We start from the raw sequence: 17365 nt of genomic DNA, 5'->3' as shown, positions 1-17365 counted from the left end.
TGTCTAGATGGACAACGCCCACCTGTCGATGTGGCCGGTGTCGGCCCTGACGAAGTCCTGCACCTCCAGCCGCCACGTCCCGTTGGCGGTGACAGTGCGCGCGTCCACGACGAAGAACAGCTTGATGTCGGCCCGGCCGTCGGTGGGATCGTTGTTCTTCAGCACCCATGAGCTGTTGCCAGGTCCATAGAGGACGACGCTCAGGTCACCGCGGAGGGTGTGCTTGATGTCGACGTCGATCCTGATGCCCTGTGTCGCAGCGCCTTCACAACCGCTGACCTGGATCTCACTTTTCGCCGGGGTGCCTGGGCTGCCCGTCTTGGCGTCCGGGATCGCGACGTTCGTGTCGTTGACGGCGGCAGGCGGGCACTTCGGCGGGTACTCGTTGCCACAGGGCGGGTCCTGGGTCGCGACCACCGCTACGCCGTTCCAGGATGCCTGTACAGCGCGGTATTCGGTACTGCAGTAGCCGTACAGGTCCTCGGCGGCCCGCAGTGTGGCGTTGCGGGCGCCGTTGTACCCGCCGTAGGAGGTGTTGGACGTGAAGTAGACGTTCAGCGCCCGGAACCAGACGTCGGCCGCCTTGCCCTGCCCGATGCCGGTCACCGTGGAGCCGTCACAGGTCGGGCTGGTGCCGTACGCGGTCTTGCCGCTGCCCTCGGCCAGCAGGAAGAAGAAGTGGTTGCCGACACCGGACGAGTAGTGCACGTCCTTGTAGGCCGTGCCGGTCGTCCAGCACGAGTCGGATTTCCCGTCCAGAGCGGGGTCGTACATGAACCGCGTCGGCATCCCGCTGATGCGGTCGCCGATCGCGTAGTTCGGCCGTGGTGTCGCCGAATTGGCGTGGAACTCGGTCATGGTGCCGAAGATGTCGCTGGTCGCCTCGTTGAGTCCGCCGGACTCGTCGAAGTACTCGAGCGCGGCGGTGTAGTCGGTCAGCCCGTGGGTGTACTCGTGCCCGACGATGTCGATGCTCGTGAGCGGTGCCGAGTTGCTGAGCCCGTCGCCGAACGCGACATGGTCCTCACCGCCGCTCAGCGAGTAGTGGGCGTTCACGACGTTGTTGCCCCAGTGCACCTTGGCCGGGATACCGCGGCCGTCACCGAAGATGCCGTCGCGGCCGTGCGCGTTCTTGACGTAGCTGTGCCACACCGACTCTCCGAAGTGGACGTCGACGGCGGCTGAGTTCCTGTCGGACTGGGATCCGTTCCCCCACAAATTGTTCGTGCTGAACATCGGGGAGCACGGGTCGCTCGAACTGCTCTCGGTACCCTTGTTCATCAGGTCGCAGGTGTAGCTGTTCGCGCGTGTCGGGTGCCGAAGTTCGAAGCGGAAGGGATTCGAGCGCTGGGTGGTCTCCACCGGCACGCCTCTCTCGTACACCCCGTCGCCCAGACCTTCGACGGACTTCACCTCGTCGATCGACCTGATGTGCTTGCCGGATGCCGCGTCGACGAGGACATGCAGTCGGCTGATGTCCTTGGTCGATTCGCTGACACCGGACACCAGGGTGTCCCATGCCAACGCCCCGGTGCCGTCCTTGGCGTCGATCACCAGCTCCGGCGCGCCCACTTTCTCGATCCTGCCCCGGAACTGCGCCTGGGCCGTCACGGTCGCGGGCGCGGCCTTGACCGAAGGCGTGATGTCGACCGAGAGCGGCGTCCGCAGCCCGCCGGTCGTGCCCTTGAACGAACCATCGGGGCCGTTGTGCACGACGAAGTCCCCACCGATGACCCGCAGGCCGCGATGAGTCCGCCGATACCGGACGTGGCTCGACCCGTCCTTGTCGACGATGGTCCGCCAAACGGAGTACTGATCACCCGCACTGCCCTGGATCGCCTTGGGATGCGAGGCGATCGACCGCTGCGCACGGGCAACGGCCACAGTTTCGGTGGTGACCGCAGCGGCGCCCGCCTCAACCGGTATGGCGACCACGACACTCGCCGCGATGGCCAGCACAGCACCGGCTGGATGAATGGATCTCAACCCTGATCGCCCCCTCGCACGGACCGCATGACGGGCATCAGCAGACCATCCGCCTGTTTCTTCGCGTTTTCGCGAGGTTTTCACGAGGTGACGCGCCCTTGACCTCAAGCGGCGTCGAAGTTGTTCGATGGGAGGTCGAGGAGGTGGTCATGGAGATCATCGGTTTGGGTTGGCTGGGGACACGGACCGCGCGGGCGCGTGAACTGGCGGACTTCTACGGCACTGTGCTCGGGCTGCCGCTGGCGCACCAGGAGCCGGGTTTCTGGGTGTTCAAGCTTCCCGAAGGCAACAACGTCGAGGTGTTCGGCGAGGACTACCAGGGCAAGGAACATTTCGTCACCGGACCGGTCGCCGGGTTCACGGTGCGCGACCTGCCCGCGGCCGTGGCGCGGTTGCGGGGGGCGGGCGTGGAACTGGTCGGCGAACCCGGTCCGACCTGGCAGCACTTCCGCGGTCCCGACGGCAACGTGTACGAACTGGTGAGCCCACCGGACCAGGACTGATTCAGTTCCCCGCGTGCACGCGCTCCCGGCTGGACGAGCCGGGAGCGCGATGGTGGTTCGTCGGCGGTTCTCAGGCGAAGGCGAAGTGGACGTTGCCGCAGGTGTCCCAGAAGACGATCTTGGCGCCTCCGTGGCCACTGCACGATCTGTACATGATCCACTGGCCTTCTGCGATGGTCAGATTCTCGTCGACCGGATTCTTGGGGCTGTCGTGGCCGTGCGAGTTCCAGACGACGGTGTGCTGTCGCCCCTTGCCCTGGACCCAGTAGACGCCGACCGCGGAAAGGCCGTTCGCATTGGTGTCCTCGACGAGCAGGTGTTCGCCATCGTGTTTGAAGGTGACCTTGGCGACGCAACTGTTGTAGTTGCAGGCCGCCGCATCTTCCCAGCCGGGGCTCAGCTCAACGGTGCCGATGACTGGCCGGTGGTCGGAGAACGTGGTGTCGGGCACCGCAGGTCGCGCGGTCTCGGTCAACAGCCGCATGAAGATGTAGTCGTACTTGCTGGGCGAGTTGTCTCGAGTCTGCAGACAACCGGGGTTGCGGTTGCGGTTGCAGTTGCGATCGATATCGCGGAAGCCCGCGTTGAACAGCGGCACCAGATGGGTCTGCTGATCCGGCGGCAGGTAGGTGGTTTCCCGGCCGTCCTCTGGCTGCGCGTTCAGGTCGCCGAGGACCAGCGCCCGTGGCATGCTCATGGTCGCTTCGGCCAATTCCTTGGCCTGCGCGGTCTTTTCCGGCTTGCTCGGCTCTTCGAGGTGGGTGTTGAAGACCCGGACCAGACCACCGTCGACATTGATGGTGCCGTACATGTAACCACGTTTTTCGTCCGGGTTCTGGACTTGGTACCTGACCATCTTCACGTCTGTCATGGGGCGCAGCGACAGCATGGCTTGCCCGAAATCAGTCGTCGGGAAGCCGCAGGGCCCCGGCTTGGACTCAACCATGCCGTATTCGAGCTGGTAGTCGAGGCCGTGCTTGTCCCGAAGCCTTTTCTCCACTCCGTCGATATCGGTCTTGCAGGCTTCCTGCACACCGACGACGTCGGGCCGGTGGGCAGCGATCGTGTCAGCCCAGCCGTCGATCTCCTGGAAATTCGCACCCGCGCCCAGGTTCCAACTCATGACCTTGACCTTGTCGGCCGCGGCCTGCGCGGTTGTCCCGGACTCCGGAGTGAGCACCGGGGCATCGTGGCGTGCGGCCACCCCGGCAGGCTGCTGGGTCTCGCCGCAGGTGTCCCACAGCACCTGGCGGGCGCCGTATTCCCCGATGCAGGCGCGGAACTTGACGTACTTCCCGGCGGGCACGTCCGGCTCGATCTGGTGGCGTGTCTTGGTGCCGTTGCCGTGGGCCCAGACGTATGTGGGCGGGCCAGTACGACCTTCGACCCAGTACACCGCAACCGCCGAACTGTCGTCGGCGTGGTTGTCGCTGACCGTCAGGATCTCACGGCCTGCGCCGTCGACAGTGAGGGTCGCTTCCGCGCTGCAGCTTCCGATGTTGCACACCTTGGCCGCGGCGATGACGGGGTTCGTTTCGGCGACCGCGCTGTTCCCGACGCCCATGGTGGCCACGACGGCGGCTACCATGGCGACAACAGACGGCGCCCGCGTAACGACTTTCAGCATGGTCCTCCCCCAACAGCAAGGAACGGTGTTGGCGCTGAACGTTGTCGCATCCTGTTCCTCCATATCAAAGATCGGCAACCGAGCGGATTGCCCGAGCTCAAGTCTTCAGGCCGAACCGCCCCCAGTCATTGGCCGTCGTCGTACAACCATTGGCATTGAGCGCACTGAGTTCAGCTGGTTCTGCGTTTCGCTGTCCCGGTGTCGAGAGAGCAGCGTGGTGACCTCGGATTCGGAGTTCGAGGTCCAGTTTTCTCACCTGGGTGTTGCGGATCGCCGAGCGGGAGGTGGCGCGGTTTCGTGGGCGGCAGGCGAAACGCAACCAGCGGGAGACCTCGTGGGAGGTCGCCGCGGTTGACGTCGCCGAACCGGGCGCCGCGGATGTCGACCGCACGTGGATGGCCGGGTCGTGGACACCGCCGTCACCGCGGGCGTGCTCAGCGCGTCCGATGGCGACCTGATCAGACTGCGGGCCGCGAACTCGGGCCTGACATGGGGCGACATTCGGCGCTCCGCTGGGGCTTTCGGCCGCTCGGTGCGCGCTCAGGCACTGCCGGGCGCGGTCAAGGCCGAGTACCGGGCTCTGACCGGACAAGTGCCGGGTGGGGTCCGCGTGTTCACCATCGGCGAGGACGGCGGGCTGCCGTTGCGGATCAACCCGTTCGTGCCCGTGGACTCCGTGCCGTTGTTACGGCACATCGACCTGTTGAAAGCCGTGTTCAACGCGTCGTTCCCGATGTACGCGGGGATGCCGTACGTGCTGGAGGAGGCGATGCTGCGGATCTACCAGGAGCGCGGCTGGAACCTCAACACCTCGGTCAACCGGGCCCTCGGTCCCCATCCGGCACCGGAGGACCGTGACGCACTCGTGCCGTCCCTTGTGGACCTGCACGACAAGATCGAGGACGTGCTGCGAGACCGCAAGTACGGTGAAGAGATCCACCAGAACATGGGTGCCGCCCTCGTGCCCGGCTGCACTGCCTGATGGTGGGCGCGAAGGGAGCGACGCTGGCGGGCAGCAGGTCCACCCCGCCGCACGAACTGTTCGAGACACCCTGTGTCATCGAGTTGCGCAACCTCGGTGACGACGACGATAAGTGCTTCGCGGACCGGGCAGGCAGGCACATCGCCCGCCTCTGCACGGTATGGCAGAACGCTTTCGACGCCACCGCTTTCACCACAGCGCAGAACCAGGTCCGGGCTCTGATCGCGGCCCGTCCACCCCGGGCGATGCCGGGCTGCGCGTCGTGTGAAGTGCCGTGCCGGATGCGCCGTTCACAGCGGCGGACCTCGCCCGGCACCGCTCCGCGCTGGCCGCCCAGGTCACCAACAACACCCCGACGCCAACGAAGGTGCGCTACATCCAGAACATGATTGCCGCCTCCCCGGATCACCTCCACTGCCTGGTGACCATGTCCGTACCAGCCGGGCATCCGAACCTGCCGGATCTGCTGGCGGCGCTGCGTCCAGTCGATGTCCCCCACACGTGAGGGGTTCGGCGAACACCAGTCCCGCATTCCTCGTGCTGGGTCAGGGTGCGGCCAACGGAAGGTCCGTGATGCCGGTGGCTTGCGACCAGACACAACGCCACGTGCCGCTGGCATTGGTGTAGACGTCGGTGTGCCAGGCCTCGTGCCGCGGGATGTCCGCGCCGTCGACGGTGAGTTCGATGACGCACCGGTAGCGGAGGACGACGACGTCGGCGCCGACGATGGCGTCCACGTCGCCGATCAACCCCAGTTCCCGGTAGACGACCCGCCCGGTGGTGAGGAGATCGAGGTATTCGGCCTTCGTCCACACGGTGCCGGTCGGGTTGCACAACCGGTACTCCGCGGCGTGCAAGCGGTCGTAGGTGCCGCGATCCACGTCGAGGAGACAGTGGATCCGATCCTGCTCAGCCTTGATCACCTGGCTGGCCACATCGTCAGTCATGACAGTTCCGCCTCCCCGGAATTTCAACGCCTGGTCACCTTCGGCTGACACCGTTCAGTTCAGCGCGTACCGATGGCTGGCTCGCGCCACGTTCCCCTGAGGTGCGGTTGACTGCCACGCGGCCTGACACAAAGGGTGTCATATCCATGTCGCGATCCACACCGAACTCGGAGATCTTCCCTCATCTCAAGATCATCCGACTGCGTGTCCCACGTTCACAACCTCCCGGGGCATTACACCTAGGACACCTTTGGCGTCGCCCGCACCCCGTAGTGCATGTACGGCTCTCCGGTCGGCAACGTGTAGAAGGTGACGGGTGTCCACGTCCGGGCTCCCGGCTCACGGCAGACGAAAAGCGAGTCGGTCACCGGGACCAGGTCGTGCTCCGTCGTCTTCTCCGGCACGAGATCGGCCAGCGGACCCGTGACGGTCTGCCGGAGCCGGATCCTGTCCCCGTCGCCGAGGACCTCCATCAGCACACCGGCTCGCTCGTAGACACCGATGTGCCTCGAAGCGTCGACGGTGATCGGAGTCTCGGGCGGCACGAGCGGCTGCGGCATCGTCACGCCCGCGAGCTCGGCGAAGATCTCCCGGTACAGCTCCTGGTACAGGTCTCGGGTGTTGCCCCCGTTAGTGAGCAGGGTGACGGCGAGCCCCTCGTCGGGCAGCAGCCGCAGGAACGCCGACTGCCCGATCGTGTTGCCGTCGTGGCCGATGACCCTCCTGCCGTCCCATTCGTCGCGGATCCAGCCGAGCCCCCACGAGTCGCCGAGCGAGTGCGTGTCGGGGATGTCGGTCTGCTTCTCGGCCATCGCGGTGGCGGACTCCGCCGTCAGAACGCGCTCCCCGGACGGGGTGAGACCGCCTGTCAGGTGCAGCCGGGCGAACCCGAGCACGTCCTTGGTCGTCGCGGTGATCAAGCCTGCCGGTCCCATGCTCCGGGGCAGGCCCCAGACGGGGGCGGGCTTCGGGTCCTCGTCTCCGGTGGCGACGTGACCGACGGCGGCCCGGAACATCACCGCTTCCTCGGGCAGGGTCACGGTGTGCGTCAGGCCCAGCGGGGTGAACAGCTTCTCCCGCATCGCGGCGTCCCAGGTCAGCCCGGTGAGCTTCTCGATCACCCGGCCCATGAGCACGAAGCCCGAGTTGCAGTACGAGAAAGTCGCGCCGAGCGGGTGGTTCTGCGCCGCCTCGTCGAGGACTTCGACGTAGCGCTCGAGACAGTCGTCGCCGCGGCCGGTGTCGGTGAAGACGTCGCCGTCGATTCCGCTGGTGTGCGTCAGCAGGTGCCGCATCGTCACCTGCTTCGCGACGTCCGGGTCGGCCAGCCGCAGTTCGGGGACGACGTCGGAGATCGGCGCGTCCAGGTCGATGAGCCCCTCGTCGACCAGTTGCATGACCACGGTCGACGTCCACACCTTCGACACCGAGCCGATCTGGAACACCGAGTCCTCGGTGACCTCGACACCGGTCGCCGTGCTCAGCACGCCGTACGTGACGTGCACCTCCGCGTCGTCGACCCGCGTGATGCCCAGCACCGCACCGGGAACGCGGTACTTGCGCGCCAGCTCGGCCAGACGGCGCCGCCAGTGCGCCGCGTCGATCGGGACCCGCGACACGCCGCCCACCGGCGCCGCGTACTGCTCGACCCATTCGAGCACGCGCCGGTTGAAGTCGAGGCGGTGCGACGGCGGGCCGTCCAGGATGAACAGGTGTGAGCTCTCCGGATACAGCACCAGCCGGGACGGGACGCCACGCGTACGCAGGGCGCTGAACCATTGCTCGGCCTGACCGACCGGGCACCGGTCGTCCTGCGCGCCCTGGAGGATCAGCGTCGGCGTCCGCACCTCTTCGACCTGGGCGAACGGCGAGAACTGGTCGCCGGACCGGCCACCGAGCTCGGCGACGGACAGGTAGTGCCCGGCGTCGGAGGTGCCTGCCATGCTGGTCAGATCGCTCACCACACCGCCCGCGACGGCAGCGGCGAAGCGGTCGTCGCGACTGGTCAGGTAGCAGGTCATGAACCCGCCGTAGCTGTACCCCGCCACGGCGAGGCGGTCCGCGTCGGCGATCCCCTCGGCGACCAGCTGATCCACCGGGTCGAGGAAATCACGGGCATCGGCTCGGCCCCATTCGCCGACGGCGCCCGTGAAGAAGTCCTCGCCGTAGCCGTCACTGCCTCGCGGGTTGAGCAGCAGCACCGCCCAGCCTCGTGCGGCGAGCTCCTGGTGGTAGAGGTGGATCGAGTCGGCCGTGCCGTTCCATGCGTTGTGCGGTCCGCCGTGGATGTCGAGCAGCAGCGGCGCGGCGCCGGTCCTCGCCGGGTCCCGCAGCAGCCAGCCGTGCACGACGGTGCCGTCGCCGGTGGTGAATTCCCGTGCCTCGCGTGGGAAGAGTTCGACCGCGAGGCTGTGCCGGGTGCGCACGTCGACAGCGCCGGTGACCGGGTCGACGACCGCGATGTCCCCGAACGAGGTGTCCGTGGCCAGGACGACCACCACCCGCCCGGCTGCGGTGTCCATTCCGGACACGACGCGGTCGGCGCCTACCAGGACCGCGCGCGGCTTTCCGCCGTCGATGTCCACCGAGTACAGGTGGGTGCAGCCACGGTCGCGGAGACCGAACAGCACCGAACCGCCGTCCGCGGTCAGTTTCGGGATCGCGCCCGGGTAGCCCGCGCCGCCGGGCATCACGTTGCGGTCGAGGGACGCCGTCAGGTCGATCGCGTCCCCGCCGTCGAGCGGAACCCGCAGCAGCGCGAGATGGCCGACCTCGGTGTCGCGGCGTCCGACCACCAGGAGCGCACCGCCGTCGGCGGTCCAGCCGACCTGCCCCACCATGCCTTCGCCCGAGCCGATCAGCCGGGGCTCCGCGGTTCTCGTGGTCACGTCGAGGACATAGGCCCCTGAACGGAAGGTCAGGTCCGCGTCGGCGTCCTGTCCGGCGGCGAACGCCAGGCGGGTGCCGTCGGGCGACCAGGTGGGCTCGCCCGCGTGCCAATCGCCGAAGGTGACCTGCCGGACTGTCCTCGTGGCGACGTCGAGGACGTGCAGGTGCTTGCGGACGGTCTTGATCAACCCGGCACCGTCGGCCTTGTAGTCCAAGCGATCCGCCACCACCGGGGCGTTCCGCGCCGGTTCGCCCGCGAGGTCGACCGCGGCCGAGAACGCGATCCGGTTGCCGTCCGGACTCCACACCGGTGCACCCGCCCCGAGCGGGAGTTCGGTGATCCGTTCGGCCTCCCCGCCCGCCGACGGCAGCAGCCACACCTGCGGCGGACCGTCCTGGACGCGCAGGAACGCGATCCGTGATCCGTCCGGCGCCCAACTCGGTGCCGTGTCAGCACTTTCGTGGGTGAGCTGCCGGGCCTCGCCGGTCGTGGCGCCGACCTCCCAGAGCGTGTACACGTTGCGGTCCTTGTCGCGATCCGCGGTGCGGACGACGTACACGATCCGGCCGCCGTCCGGGGACAGCGCGGGTTGGCTGGGGACGGCGATGTCGTACAGGTCATCAAGGCCGAGACGTCGTGTCATGATGCGCTTGCTCCTCGGGAGATCACAGACTGGTGGCTGTGGTTTTCAGCGAAATGGCAGGCCGCCGAGTGCCGCCGGTGTGCCGCGTCCTCGGTGGGATCCGCCTGGCGGCAGAGTTCGCGGTCGGCGCGCACGAGCGGTCCGACCGGACATCGCGTGCGGTAACGGCATCCGCTCGGCGGGTGGTGCGGGTCGGCGGGTTCGGTGTCGGCGGTCGCCGTGTCCACACCGGTGTCGAACAAAGAGGTGTGCGCGGACGGTGCCGCAGCGAGCAGATCTCGGGTGTAGGGGTGCTGCGGCTCGGTAAGCACCTGCTCTGCCGGGCCGACTTCGACAATCCGGCCGAGGTACATCACGGCGACGATGTCGCTGAGGTAGCGCACCACGGCGAGGTTGTGCGAGATGAACAGCATCGACAGGCCGAGCCGCCGTTGCAGGGATCGGACGAGGTTGAGCACCGCCCCCTGCACCGAGACGTCGAGCGCCGAGGTGATCTCGTCCGCGATCAGCACTTCGGGCCGTCCGGCCAGTGCGCGGGCGAGCGCCACCCGTTGCCGCTGCCCGCCGGAGAGCCCGCCCGGCAGGTGACCGGCGCGATCCGGATCGAGGTTGACCAGGTCCAGCAGGCGGGCGACCTCGTCACGGCGCGCGCCGCGGCCGGGCAGGACACCGCGTGGGATCGCTTCGGCGATCGACTCCCCGACGCTCATCCGAGGGTCCAAAGAGGAATAGGGGTCCTGGAAAACCATCTGCAGCGGACGGCGCCGGGGCAGCTCCCGAACGTCCACTCCGCCGAGCAGGACCCGCCCGGCGCTGACGGGCGAGAGCCCGACCGCGGCGCGGGCCAGCGTCGACTTCCCCGAGCCCGATTCGCCGACGAGCCCGACCACCTGCCCGGCGGGGACGGTCAGCCCGACGTGGTCGACCGCGGTGAGACCGCGCCTGCCGCCGTACCGCACGCTCACCGAGTCGAACACGAGATCGCTCACGCCGCACCTCCTTTGTGCCAACACGCGACGCGGTGCGTGGCGTCGACCCGTTCCAGGACCGGGTCTTCGCGTCGGCACCGATCGGTCACCACGGGACACCTGTCGGCGAACGCGCATCCGTCGGGTACGCGATCCGGTTCCGGCGGACGACCGGGGATCACCACGAGCGGCGCGTCACGATCGGTCTCGAGGTCGAGCGACGCTGCCAGCAGTGCCCGCGTGTAGGGATGCCGCGGCGTCGCGGCCGACGGCAGGTCCTCCACGATCCGGCCCGCGTACATCACCAGCATCCGCTCGCAGGTCTGGGAGACGACCGCGATGTCGTGGCTGATCAGGATGATCGCCGTGTCCCGCTCGGCCCTGGTCCGCGCCAGCAGACGCAGCAGCTGCCGCTGCACGGTGACGTCCAGTGCCGTGGTCGGTTCGTCGGCGATGATCAGCCGCGGATCGCCCATCAGGCCCATGCCGATCATCGCGCGCTGCCGCATCCCGCCGGAGAACTCGTGCGGGTACTGCCTGGCGCGACGCTCGGCGGCGGGGATCCGCACCGCGCGCAACCGGTCCACGGCCCGCGCCAACGCCTTGGCACGCGGCAACCCCTGGTGCTGTTCGGACACTTCCGCCAGCTGGTGCCCGATCCGCCTGGTCGGGTTGAACGACGTCATCGGGTCCTGGAACACCATCGCCAGCGATGTGCCGAGCAGGCCGCGCAGCTCCCGTTCCGGTGTCGTCAGCACCGGCTTCCCGGCGAACTCGAGCCGGTCCGCGGTGACCACGGCAGGCGATTCGACCAGGCGCGACACCGCCAGGCCGGTCAGGCTCTTGCCCGAGCCCGACTCACCGACGACGCCGATCGCCTCGCCTGCCCGGACGGTGAAACCCACGCCGCGCACCGGGACGGTCCACCCGGATGGACGCGGGAAGGCCACCTGAAGGTTCTCCACCACCAGCAGGGCGCCGTCACGGTCCTCGGCGACCTCTTCCCTGGCCGGGATGTGTGGCCGCGGCGCCGACGTCCGGGAGCCGGTGCGGACACCGATCACCCCGGCCACGGTCTCCCCCGCCAGGTTGAAGGCGAGTCCCACCAGGACCACCGCGGCACCGGGCGCGAGCGCGGCCGCCGGGTTGACGTAGATCCCGTTGAGCCCTTCGCCGAGCAGCCGTCCCCAGTCGTAGTCCGGTGCCTGCACGCCGATGCCGAGGAACGACAACCCGGAGAACGTCAGCAGCGACGCACCGGCGCCGATGGTCGCGTTCACCACGAGCGGTTCGCCGATGTTGGGCAGGATGTGCCTGACCAGCAGCCGGATCCGGCCGACGCCGGAGATCCGCGCGGCGGACACGAAGTCCTGGCCCGCCACGGAAGCCGACAACGTCTGCGCCAGCCGGGCGAACGCCGGTGCCAGCGCGAAACCGACCGCCAGCACCGCGCCGTGCGTCCCGACCCCGAAGATGACCGAGAAGAACAGCACCAGCAGCAGCCCGGGGAACGCGACCGCGATGTTCACCGCCGCGGTGACCAGCCGGGCGGCCGAACGAGGCAGCAACGAAGGCAGCGTGCCGAGCACGAGCCCGGTCACCACTCCGATCGCCGTCGCGAGCACCGCCAGCAGTACCGAAAGCCGGGTCGCCACCAGGACACGGAAGAGGACGTCACGCCCGAGGTTGTCGGTGCCCAGCCAGTGCGCCGCTGACGGTCCTTGGCCGATCGCCTCGGTGTCGACCTCGAACGCGTTGCCGTGCCACAGGATCGGGGCCAGCACCGCAAGCGCCAGCACCAGGGCCAGCAGCGCCGCCGAGAACGCGCCCACCGGGGTGCGCAGGGCCTTCGCCATCTCAGTTCTCCCGGATCGTCGAACGCGGATCGAGGACGGCCAGCAGCACGTCCACCGCCAGGTTCACCAGCAGCACCCCGATGCCGTAGACGAGCACGATTCCCTGCACCAGCGGGTAGTCCTTCTGCAGGATCGACTGCGCGATGCTCGAACCGAGACCGGGCCAGGCGAACACGTTCTCCACCAGCACCGTCCCGGCGACCATCCCGGTCAGCATCAGCCCGCCCATGGTCAGCGTCGCGGTCACCGCGTTCGGCAGGGCGTGGCGGAAGTAGACCAATCGCGCGGGCAGCCGTTTCGCCCGTGCCGTCCGGATGAAGTCGTTGCCCAGCACGGAAAGCGTCTCCACCCGCACGATGCGGGCGAGCACCGACGCCGGGCCGAGGGCCAGCGCGACGACCGGGAGGACGAAGGAGCTCGGCCCGTCGCTCCCGGCGACCGGGAACCAGCCGAGCCGGACCGCGAACAACGCGACCAGCGCGACCGCCACCAGGAACTCGGGAATGGCCGCGAGCAGGACGCTCGTCGAGGTGAACGCCAGTTCAGCGCCCCGGCGGCGGCCACCGCGGGTCAGCACGGCGAACAGCACGCCCAGCGGGATCGCCACGGCGATGACCACCGCGAACGCGGGCAACGCCAGCTGGAGCGTGGCGGGCAGCCGGTCGCCGATCACGTCGGAGACCGGCAGCCCGCTCGTCATCGACGTGCCGAAGTCGCCGGTGACCAGCCCGCCGAGGTAGTGGACGTACTGCAGCCAGATCGGGTCGTCGAGACCGAGCGCCGCTCGCCGCGCGGTCACCAGCTCGACCGGTGCGGTCAGGCCGAGCGCCGCCCGGACGGGGTCGCCGGGGATCAGCTGGATCATCAGGAACGCCATCGTGACCAGCACCCACAACGAGACAGCGAACCGGCCGAGGCGGCGCCAGGCGAACGACAGCCACGGGCTGCTCCGCAGGCCGGGCGCCACGATCGCGCTGGTCGTCACGAGTACATCCGGATCGTCGACGGGACGATCGAGCCGAGGACGACGTCGAACCGCGCGTCGCTGCCGAAGATCGGGACGACCGTGTGCACGAAGGGCACCACGTCCAACCGGCTGACCAGTGCCGACTCGGCCGCTGTCCACGTGGCACAACCCGCTTCACCCGGCATGCTCGCCGCCTGCTTGGCCAGCGTGGCGAACTCGGGGTTCTCGATGTGCGCGAAGTTCGTGCCGGTGGGTGGCTTCGGTCCGGCCATGAACGGCACGGCCTGGCTCGGCAGCACGAAGCCCACCGGCGCCATGGAGACGTCCCATTCGCCGGTGCCGAACAGCACCTGGCTGGTACCCGGGCTGTCGACCGCCTTGAGGGTGACGTCGGCGCCGACGTTCTTCCACGACTGCTGCATCAGTTCGGCGCCCGATGCCATGGTGGGCCCGAGCTGCTGCCCGTAGATGGCGGTGAGCGTGAGCCGCTTGCCGTCCTTGACCCGCACACCGTCCGGACCGGGCAGCCAGCCTGCCGCGTCGAGCCCGGCCTTGGCCGCCGCGACGTCGAAGGCGGGCAGCTTGCCGCTCACCGAATCGCCCGAGCAGGCCAGGGGCTCCGCGGTGACCAGCCCCGTGGCGGGTTTGCCGTTGCCGCTGGTGAGGACCTTGCCGATCTGCCCGAGGTCCAGTGCCTGCACCAGCGCCCGGCGCACAGCCGGATCCCTGCCAAGGCGGCCGGGTGCCTGGTTGAAGAACAGCTCGCCCATCGGCGCGACGAAGTCGCTGTGGAACAGCTTCTGGGTACGCAGCCGCTGCTGGTCCTGCCCGGTGATCGTGGCGGCGTTGAGTTCGCGGGACAGCAACAGGTTCGCCGCCGTCGTGGTGTTCGGGACGACCCGGATCACGACCTTGTCGGGCAGGCCCGGCTGGTCGCGCTGCCACTGCCCGGGACCCCAGGCGTACTCCTTCCGCCGGGTGAGCGTGTAGTGGTCGTTCGGGACGAGTTCGGTCATGGTGAACATGCCGGTGCCGTGCTGCCCCTTGGCCAGGGTCGACCGGTCGGCCAGCCCCTTGCCGCAGACGATCGGCAGGCTGCCCACGTTGCGCAGCAGGAACGCGTCCGGCGCACCGCTGGTGAGGGTGACGGTCCTGGCCGCGTCGTCGGCGACTGCCTTGGTCCCCGGTGTGATCGACAGCCCCAGCATCGCCGACTTGTTCACCGGGTCGCCGACGAAGTTGATGTTCGCCGCGACGTCGGAAGCGGTCAGCCGAGCACCGTCAGCGCAGGTGATCCCGTCGCGCAGGGTGAAGGCAGCCGTGGTCGTCGTGGCCTCGAACTTCTCCGCCAGGTTCGGGATCGGTTTCCCCGACGCGTCGAGATCGATCAGGCCGTCGTACAGGAACCGGTCGATCTGGAGCGCGACCGCGAGCACGGTCATCGCGGGGTCGAGCGATCCCGGGTCGGACGCGATCCCCATCGTGAAGGTCCTGCCATCGGTCAGTTTCTGGTTCGCGGTCCGGTCCCCACCGGGCTGCGACGTCCCCCCGCACGCGCTCACGGTCAAGGCCACCACGCTCGCGACCGCGGCGGCGGTGAGCCGGGCGTTCCTCATGAGTTCTCCTACGGGGTCGAAGTCTCAGCGCGGAGGTGGTCGACGGCGAGGCGGGCGGCCTTGCCGATGGCGGCGTCGACCGCGGGCAAGCGGTCCTGGAGGGAATCGGCGCGAGTGAACACAGCGACGGCGTACTGCCGACCGTCCACATCGGTCACCACCCCCGCTTCGTTGCGGACCGCGGGCAAGGTGCCGGTCTTGGCCGCGATCGCCACGCCCGCCGGGAAGCCGGACGACATCCGGTGCGGCCAGATCTGCTGCGCCATGATCTTGCGCACCCGTTCGCACGCGGCCGTGTCGCCCGCGCGGTCGGTCCAGATGGCGTCGAGCAACGCGGTGATCTCGCGCGGGGTCGACGACGTGGTGCGGTCCGGATCGAGCACCGTGAGCTTCCACATCTGTTCCTCGGTCGCCCCCGCCAGGACCGCATCCAGGTCGTCGTCCGGTTTCGCGCCGAGATCGGCGATCACCGAGGCGAAGAGGTCCTCGCAGCAGCCGGTCAGCCGCGTCCGCGCCAGTCCGAGGTCGGCGAGGACCTGGTCCACCGCGGCCTGCCCGACCCGGTGGAAGATGAGGTCGGTGGCGGCGTTGTCGCTCATCGTCAGCATGAAGTGCGCCAGGTCGCGCCAGCTCATCTCGACGTCGTCGGCGCACCCCGCGGTGCCGATCCCGCCGATCCGGTACCGCGCGGTGACGCGGGTCCGCTCGGTCTCGTCAAGCCTTCCCGCCGCCACCTCGCGGGCGAAGGCGACCGCGACCGGGATCTTGAACACCGACGCGAGCACGACCTGGTCGTCCGCGCCGACGCCGACCTCGGGACCGTCGGGGACGCCGATCTGTTTGGCGTGCACGAAACCGCGGGCTCCCGCGTCGGCGAAGACGGCCTCGATCTCGGCCCCGATCGCGGTCACCGGTTCACCCGCCGGTCCGCGCGTCCTGTGTGGACGTACAGCGCCCTGCCGCTGCCGTCGTCACCGACGAAGGCGTGCGGCATGTGCAGGCCCAGTGCGCCGCTTTCCGCGACCAGGGTGTCACCCTTGTAGCCGAGCAGCCTGTTCTTCTCGGGCTTGGCGAGATCGGCGAAGATCCCCTTCGGCGTGCGTTCCAGCCACAGGCCGCCGTCCTCGTCCTGGCTGACCACGATGTCCGCGACCAGCGAGGAGTACTCGCCCACGTACCGGGCGGGGTCGGCCGGAGCCTCGGCCGCGTTGGGTTCGGGCAGCGGCGGGACTTCGACACCCGCGAGGTCACCGAGAACCTTGCCGAAGACGTCCAGGTAGAGGTGCAGCGGCTTGCCGCCGTTGGTCAGCAGCGCCACCGCGACATCGCTGCCCGGCACCACCCGCAAGAACGCCGACTGGCCGATGGTGCCGCCGTCGTGGCCGATCACCGGGCCGCCCGGCCAGTCGAAGATCATCCAGCCAAGGCCCCACGCCCCGCCCATCAGGCCGAGGTAGGGCAGTTCGACCTGCCGTTCCCGCATGGCGTGGACGGTCTCGGGCTTGAGCACCTGGGTTCCGTCGTCGGCCCGGCCCTCGTTGAGGTGCATGCGCGCGAAGGTCAGCAGGTCACGCGGCCGCATCGCGAGGTGCGAGCCCGCGGGCGCGTTCGACCGGGTGAGCGCCCAGACGGGGGCAGGCCGCGGCGCGTCCTGCGGCGAGGCCTGCACGTGGCCGATCGCGGCGCGGTACCGGATCGCGTCGTAGGGCCCGGTGGCCGCGTGGGTCAGGCCGAGCGGCGTGAACAGGTGGTCGCGCAGGCACTCGTCGTAGGGCTTGCCGCGCAACACCTCGATGAGCCGCCCGAGCACGCAGTAACCGGCGTTGTTGTAGGAGAACATCTCCCCCGGGCCGAACAGCTGCGGGACGTCGGCCAACGTCGCCACGAGCTTCTCGACGCAGTCGTCACCCTGCCCGGTGTCGGTGAAGATGTCCCCTTCGAAGCCGGACGTGTGACAGGTCAACTGTCGCACGGTGATCCGCGACGCGGCGTCTTCGTCGGACAGGACGAACTCGGGCAGGTAGGTCCGGACCGGCTTGTCGAGGTCGAGTTTCCCTTCGTCGACCATCTGCATCGCCAGGGTGGTCGTCCACACCTTGGTGATCGACCCGACCTGGAACAGGGAATCCACTGTGGACTCGACGCCGGTGCCGGTGTTCAGCAGGCCCGCCGCGTGGTCGATCACCTCGCCCTGCGCGAAGACCGCGACAGCCGCGCCGGGTACCTGGTGTTCGGCCACGAGGGCGGAGAAGTTCTGGCCGAGCCAGGCATCGATTTCGGAAAGTTTCGACATACGCACCTCATTGTCCGTGAAACGGGCGGTCCGGCGGGTTCCCGGAATGCTAGGACGGTGACGGACGTCACCGATTCGTGCGGAACG

Annotated in this window: 14 protein-coding genes; 4 read left to right on the top strand and 10 right to left on the bottom strand. The window is 68.7% G+C overall.

The window, feature by feature from the left end; all coding sequences use genetic code 11:
- Nucleotides 1-3: 3 nt before the first annotated feature.
- On the bottom strand, nucleotides 4-1986 hold the full coding sequence (locus tag ALI144C_RS37305; protein WP_143231092.1) for a M4 family metallopeptidase: 1983 nt from the start codon (nucleotides 1984-1986) through the stop codon (nucleotides 4-6).
- A 149-nt stretch (nucleotides 1987-2135) separates the two neighbouring features.
- Between ALI144C_RS37305 and ALI144C_RS37300 the strand changes: the two genes are divergently transcribed.
- Nucleotides 2136-2489, top strand: a complete 354-nt coding sequence (locus ALI144C_RS37300) for a VOC family protein (protein ID WP_076991918.1) — start codon at nucleotides 2136-2138, stop codon at nucleotides 2487-2489.
- Between the two features lie 70 nt (nucleotides 2490-2559).
- On the opposite strand, the gene ALI144C_RS37295 is transcribed toward ALI144C_RS37300, so the two are convergent.
- Nucleotides 2560-4053 (bottom strand): endonuclease/exonuclease/phosphatase family protein, encoded by a 1494-nt coding sequence (locus tag ALI144C_RS37295; protein WP_237774509.1) that lies wholly within the window; start codon nucleotides 4051-4053, stop codon nucleotides 2560-2562.
- 323 nt (nucleotides 4054-4376) lie between these two features.
- Here ALI144C_RS37295 and ALI144C_RS55925 point away from each other — a divergent pair, with 323 nt between their 5' ends.
- The 3 genes from ALI144C_RS55925 (at nucleotide 4377) to ALI144C_RS37280 (ending at nucleotide 5603) form a co-directional block, all read left to right on the top strand.
- Nucleotides 4377-4574, top strand: a complete 198-nt coding sequence (locus ALI144C_RS55925; RefSeq protein ID WP_076991916.1) for a hypothetical protein — start codon at nucleotides 4377-4379, stop codon at nucleotides 4572-4574.
- A complete protein-coding gene (locus tag ALI144C_RS37285; protein WP_076991915.1) occupies nucleotides 4523-5098 on the top strand; it encodes a hypothetical protein in 576 nt (191 codons plus the stop codon). The genes ALI144C_RS55925 and ALI144C_RS37285 overlap by 52 nt, the downstream gene beginning before the upstream one ends.
- Nucleotides 5099-5372: 274 nt before the next feature.
- Nucleotides 5373-5603 carry a hypothetical protein gene (locus tag ALI144C_RS37280; protein WP_076991914.1) on the top strand — a complete coding sequence of 77 codons (231 nt, stop codon included), beginning with the start codon at nucleotides 5373-5375 and terminating at the stop codon, nucleotides 5601-5603.
- A gap of 40 nt (nucleotides 5604-5643) precedes the next feature.
- Here the strand turns inward: ALI144C_RS37280 and ALI144C_RS37275 are convergent, their stop codons facing one another.
- The 8 genes from ALI144C_RS37275 to ALI144C_RS37240 form a co-directional block, all read right to left on the bottom strand.
- The gene (locus ALI144C_RS37275) at nucleotides 5644-6045 is read right to left on the bottom strand and encodes a nuclear transport factor 2 family protein (RefSeq protein ID WP_076991913.1); all 402 of its coding nucleotides are present in this window, start codon (nucleotides 6043-6045) and stop codon (nucleotides 5644-5646) included.
- Between the two features lie 239 nt (nucleotides 6046-6284).
- A complete protein-coding gene (locus ALI144C_RS37270; protein WP_076991912.1) occupies nucleotides 6285-9578 on the bottom strand; it encodes a serine hydrolase in 3294 nt (1097 codons plus the stop codon).
- Nucleotides 9575-10567 carry an ABC transporter ATP-binding protein gene (locus ALI144C_RS37265; protein ID WP_076991911.1) on the bottom strand — a complete coding sequence of 331 codons (993 nt, stop codon included), beginning with the start codon at nucleotides 10565-10567 and terminating at the stop codon, nucleotides 9575-9577. Before ALI144C_RS37265 ends, ALI144C_RS37270 begins: the two co-directional genes overlap by 4 nt.
- Nucleotides 10564-12402: a dipeptide/oligopeptide/nickel ABC transporter permease/ATP-binding protein gene (locus ALI144C_RS37260; RefSeq protein WP_076991910.1), complete on the bottom strand. Its 1839-nt coding sequence runs from the start codon at nucleotides 12400-12402 to the stop codon at nucleotides 10564-10566. The genes ALI144C_RS37265 and ALI144C_RS37260 overlap by 4 nt, the downstream gene beginning before the upstream one ends.
- 1 nt (nucleotide 12403) lies before the next feature.
- A complete protein-coding gene (locus ALI144C_RS37255) occupies nucleotides 12404-13387 on the bottom strand; it encodes an ABC transporter permease (protein ID WP_076991909.1) in 984 nt (327 codons plus the stop codon).
- A complete protein-coding gene (locus ALI144C_RS37250) occupies nucleotides 13384-14985 on the bottom strand; it encodes an ABC transporter substrate-binding protein (protein WP_076991908.1) in 1602 nt (533 codons plus the stop codon). The genes ALI144C_RS37255 and ALI144C_RS37250 overlap by 4 nt, the downstream gene beginning before the upstream one ends.
- 8 nt (nucleotides 14986-14993) lie before the next feature.
- Complete coding sequence (locus tag ALI144C_RS37245) at nucleotides 14994-15896, bottom strand: serine hydrolase (RefSeq protein ID WP_076991907.1); 903 nt, start codon at nucleotides 15894-15896, stop codon at nucleotides 14994-14996.
- Complete coding sequence (locus tag ALI144C_RS37240; RefSeq protein ID WP_076991906.1) at nucleotides 15893-17278, bottom strand: serine hydrolase domain-containing protein; 1386 nt, start codon at nucleotides 17276-17278, stop codon at nucleotides 15893-15895. The genes ALI144C_RS37245 and ALI144C_RS37240 overlap by 4 nt, the downstream gene beginning before the upstream one ends.
- Nucleotides 17279-17365 lie beyond the last annotated feature (87 nt).

Origin of the sequence: Actinosynnema sp. ALI-1.44 (assembly GCF_001984155.1) — a bacterium.
Classification (GTDB): Bacteria; Actinomycetota; Actinomycetes; order Mycobacteriales; family Pseudonocardiaceae; genus Kibdelosporangium.
Note: the sequence above shows the minus strand (reverse complement) of the source record. Positions and strands in the feature narration are given on the sequence as shown.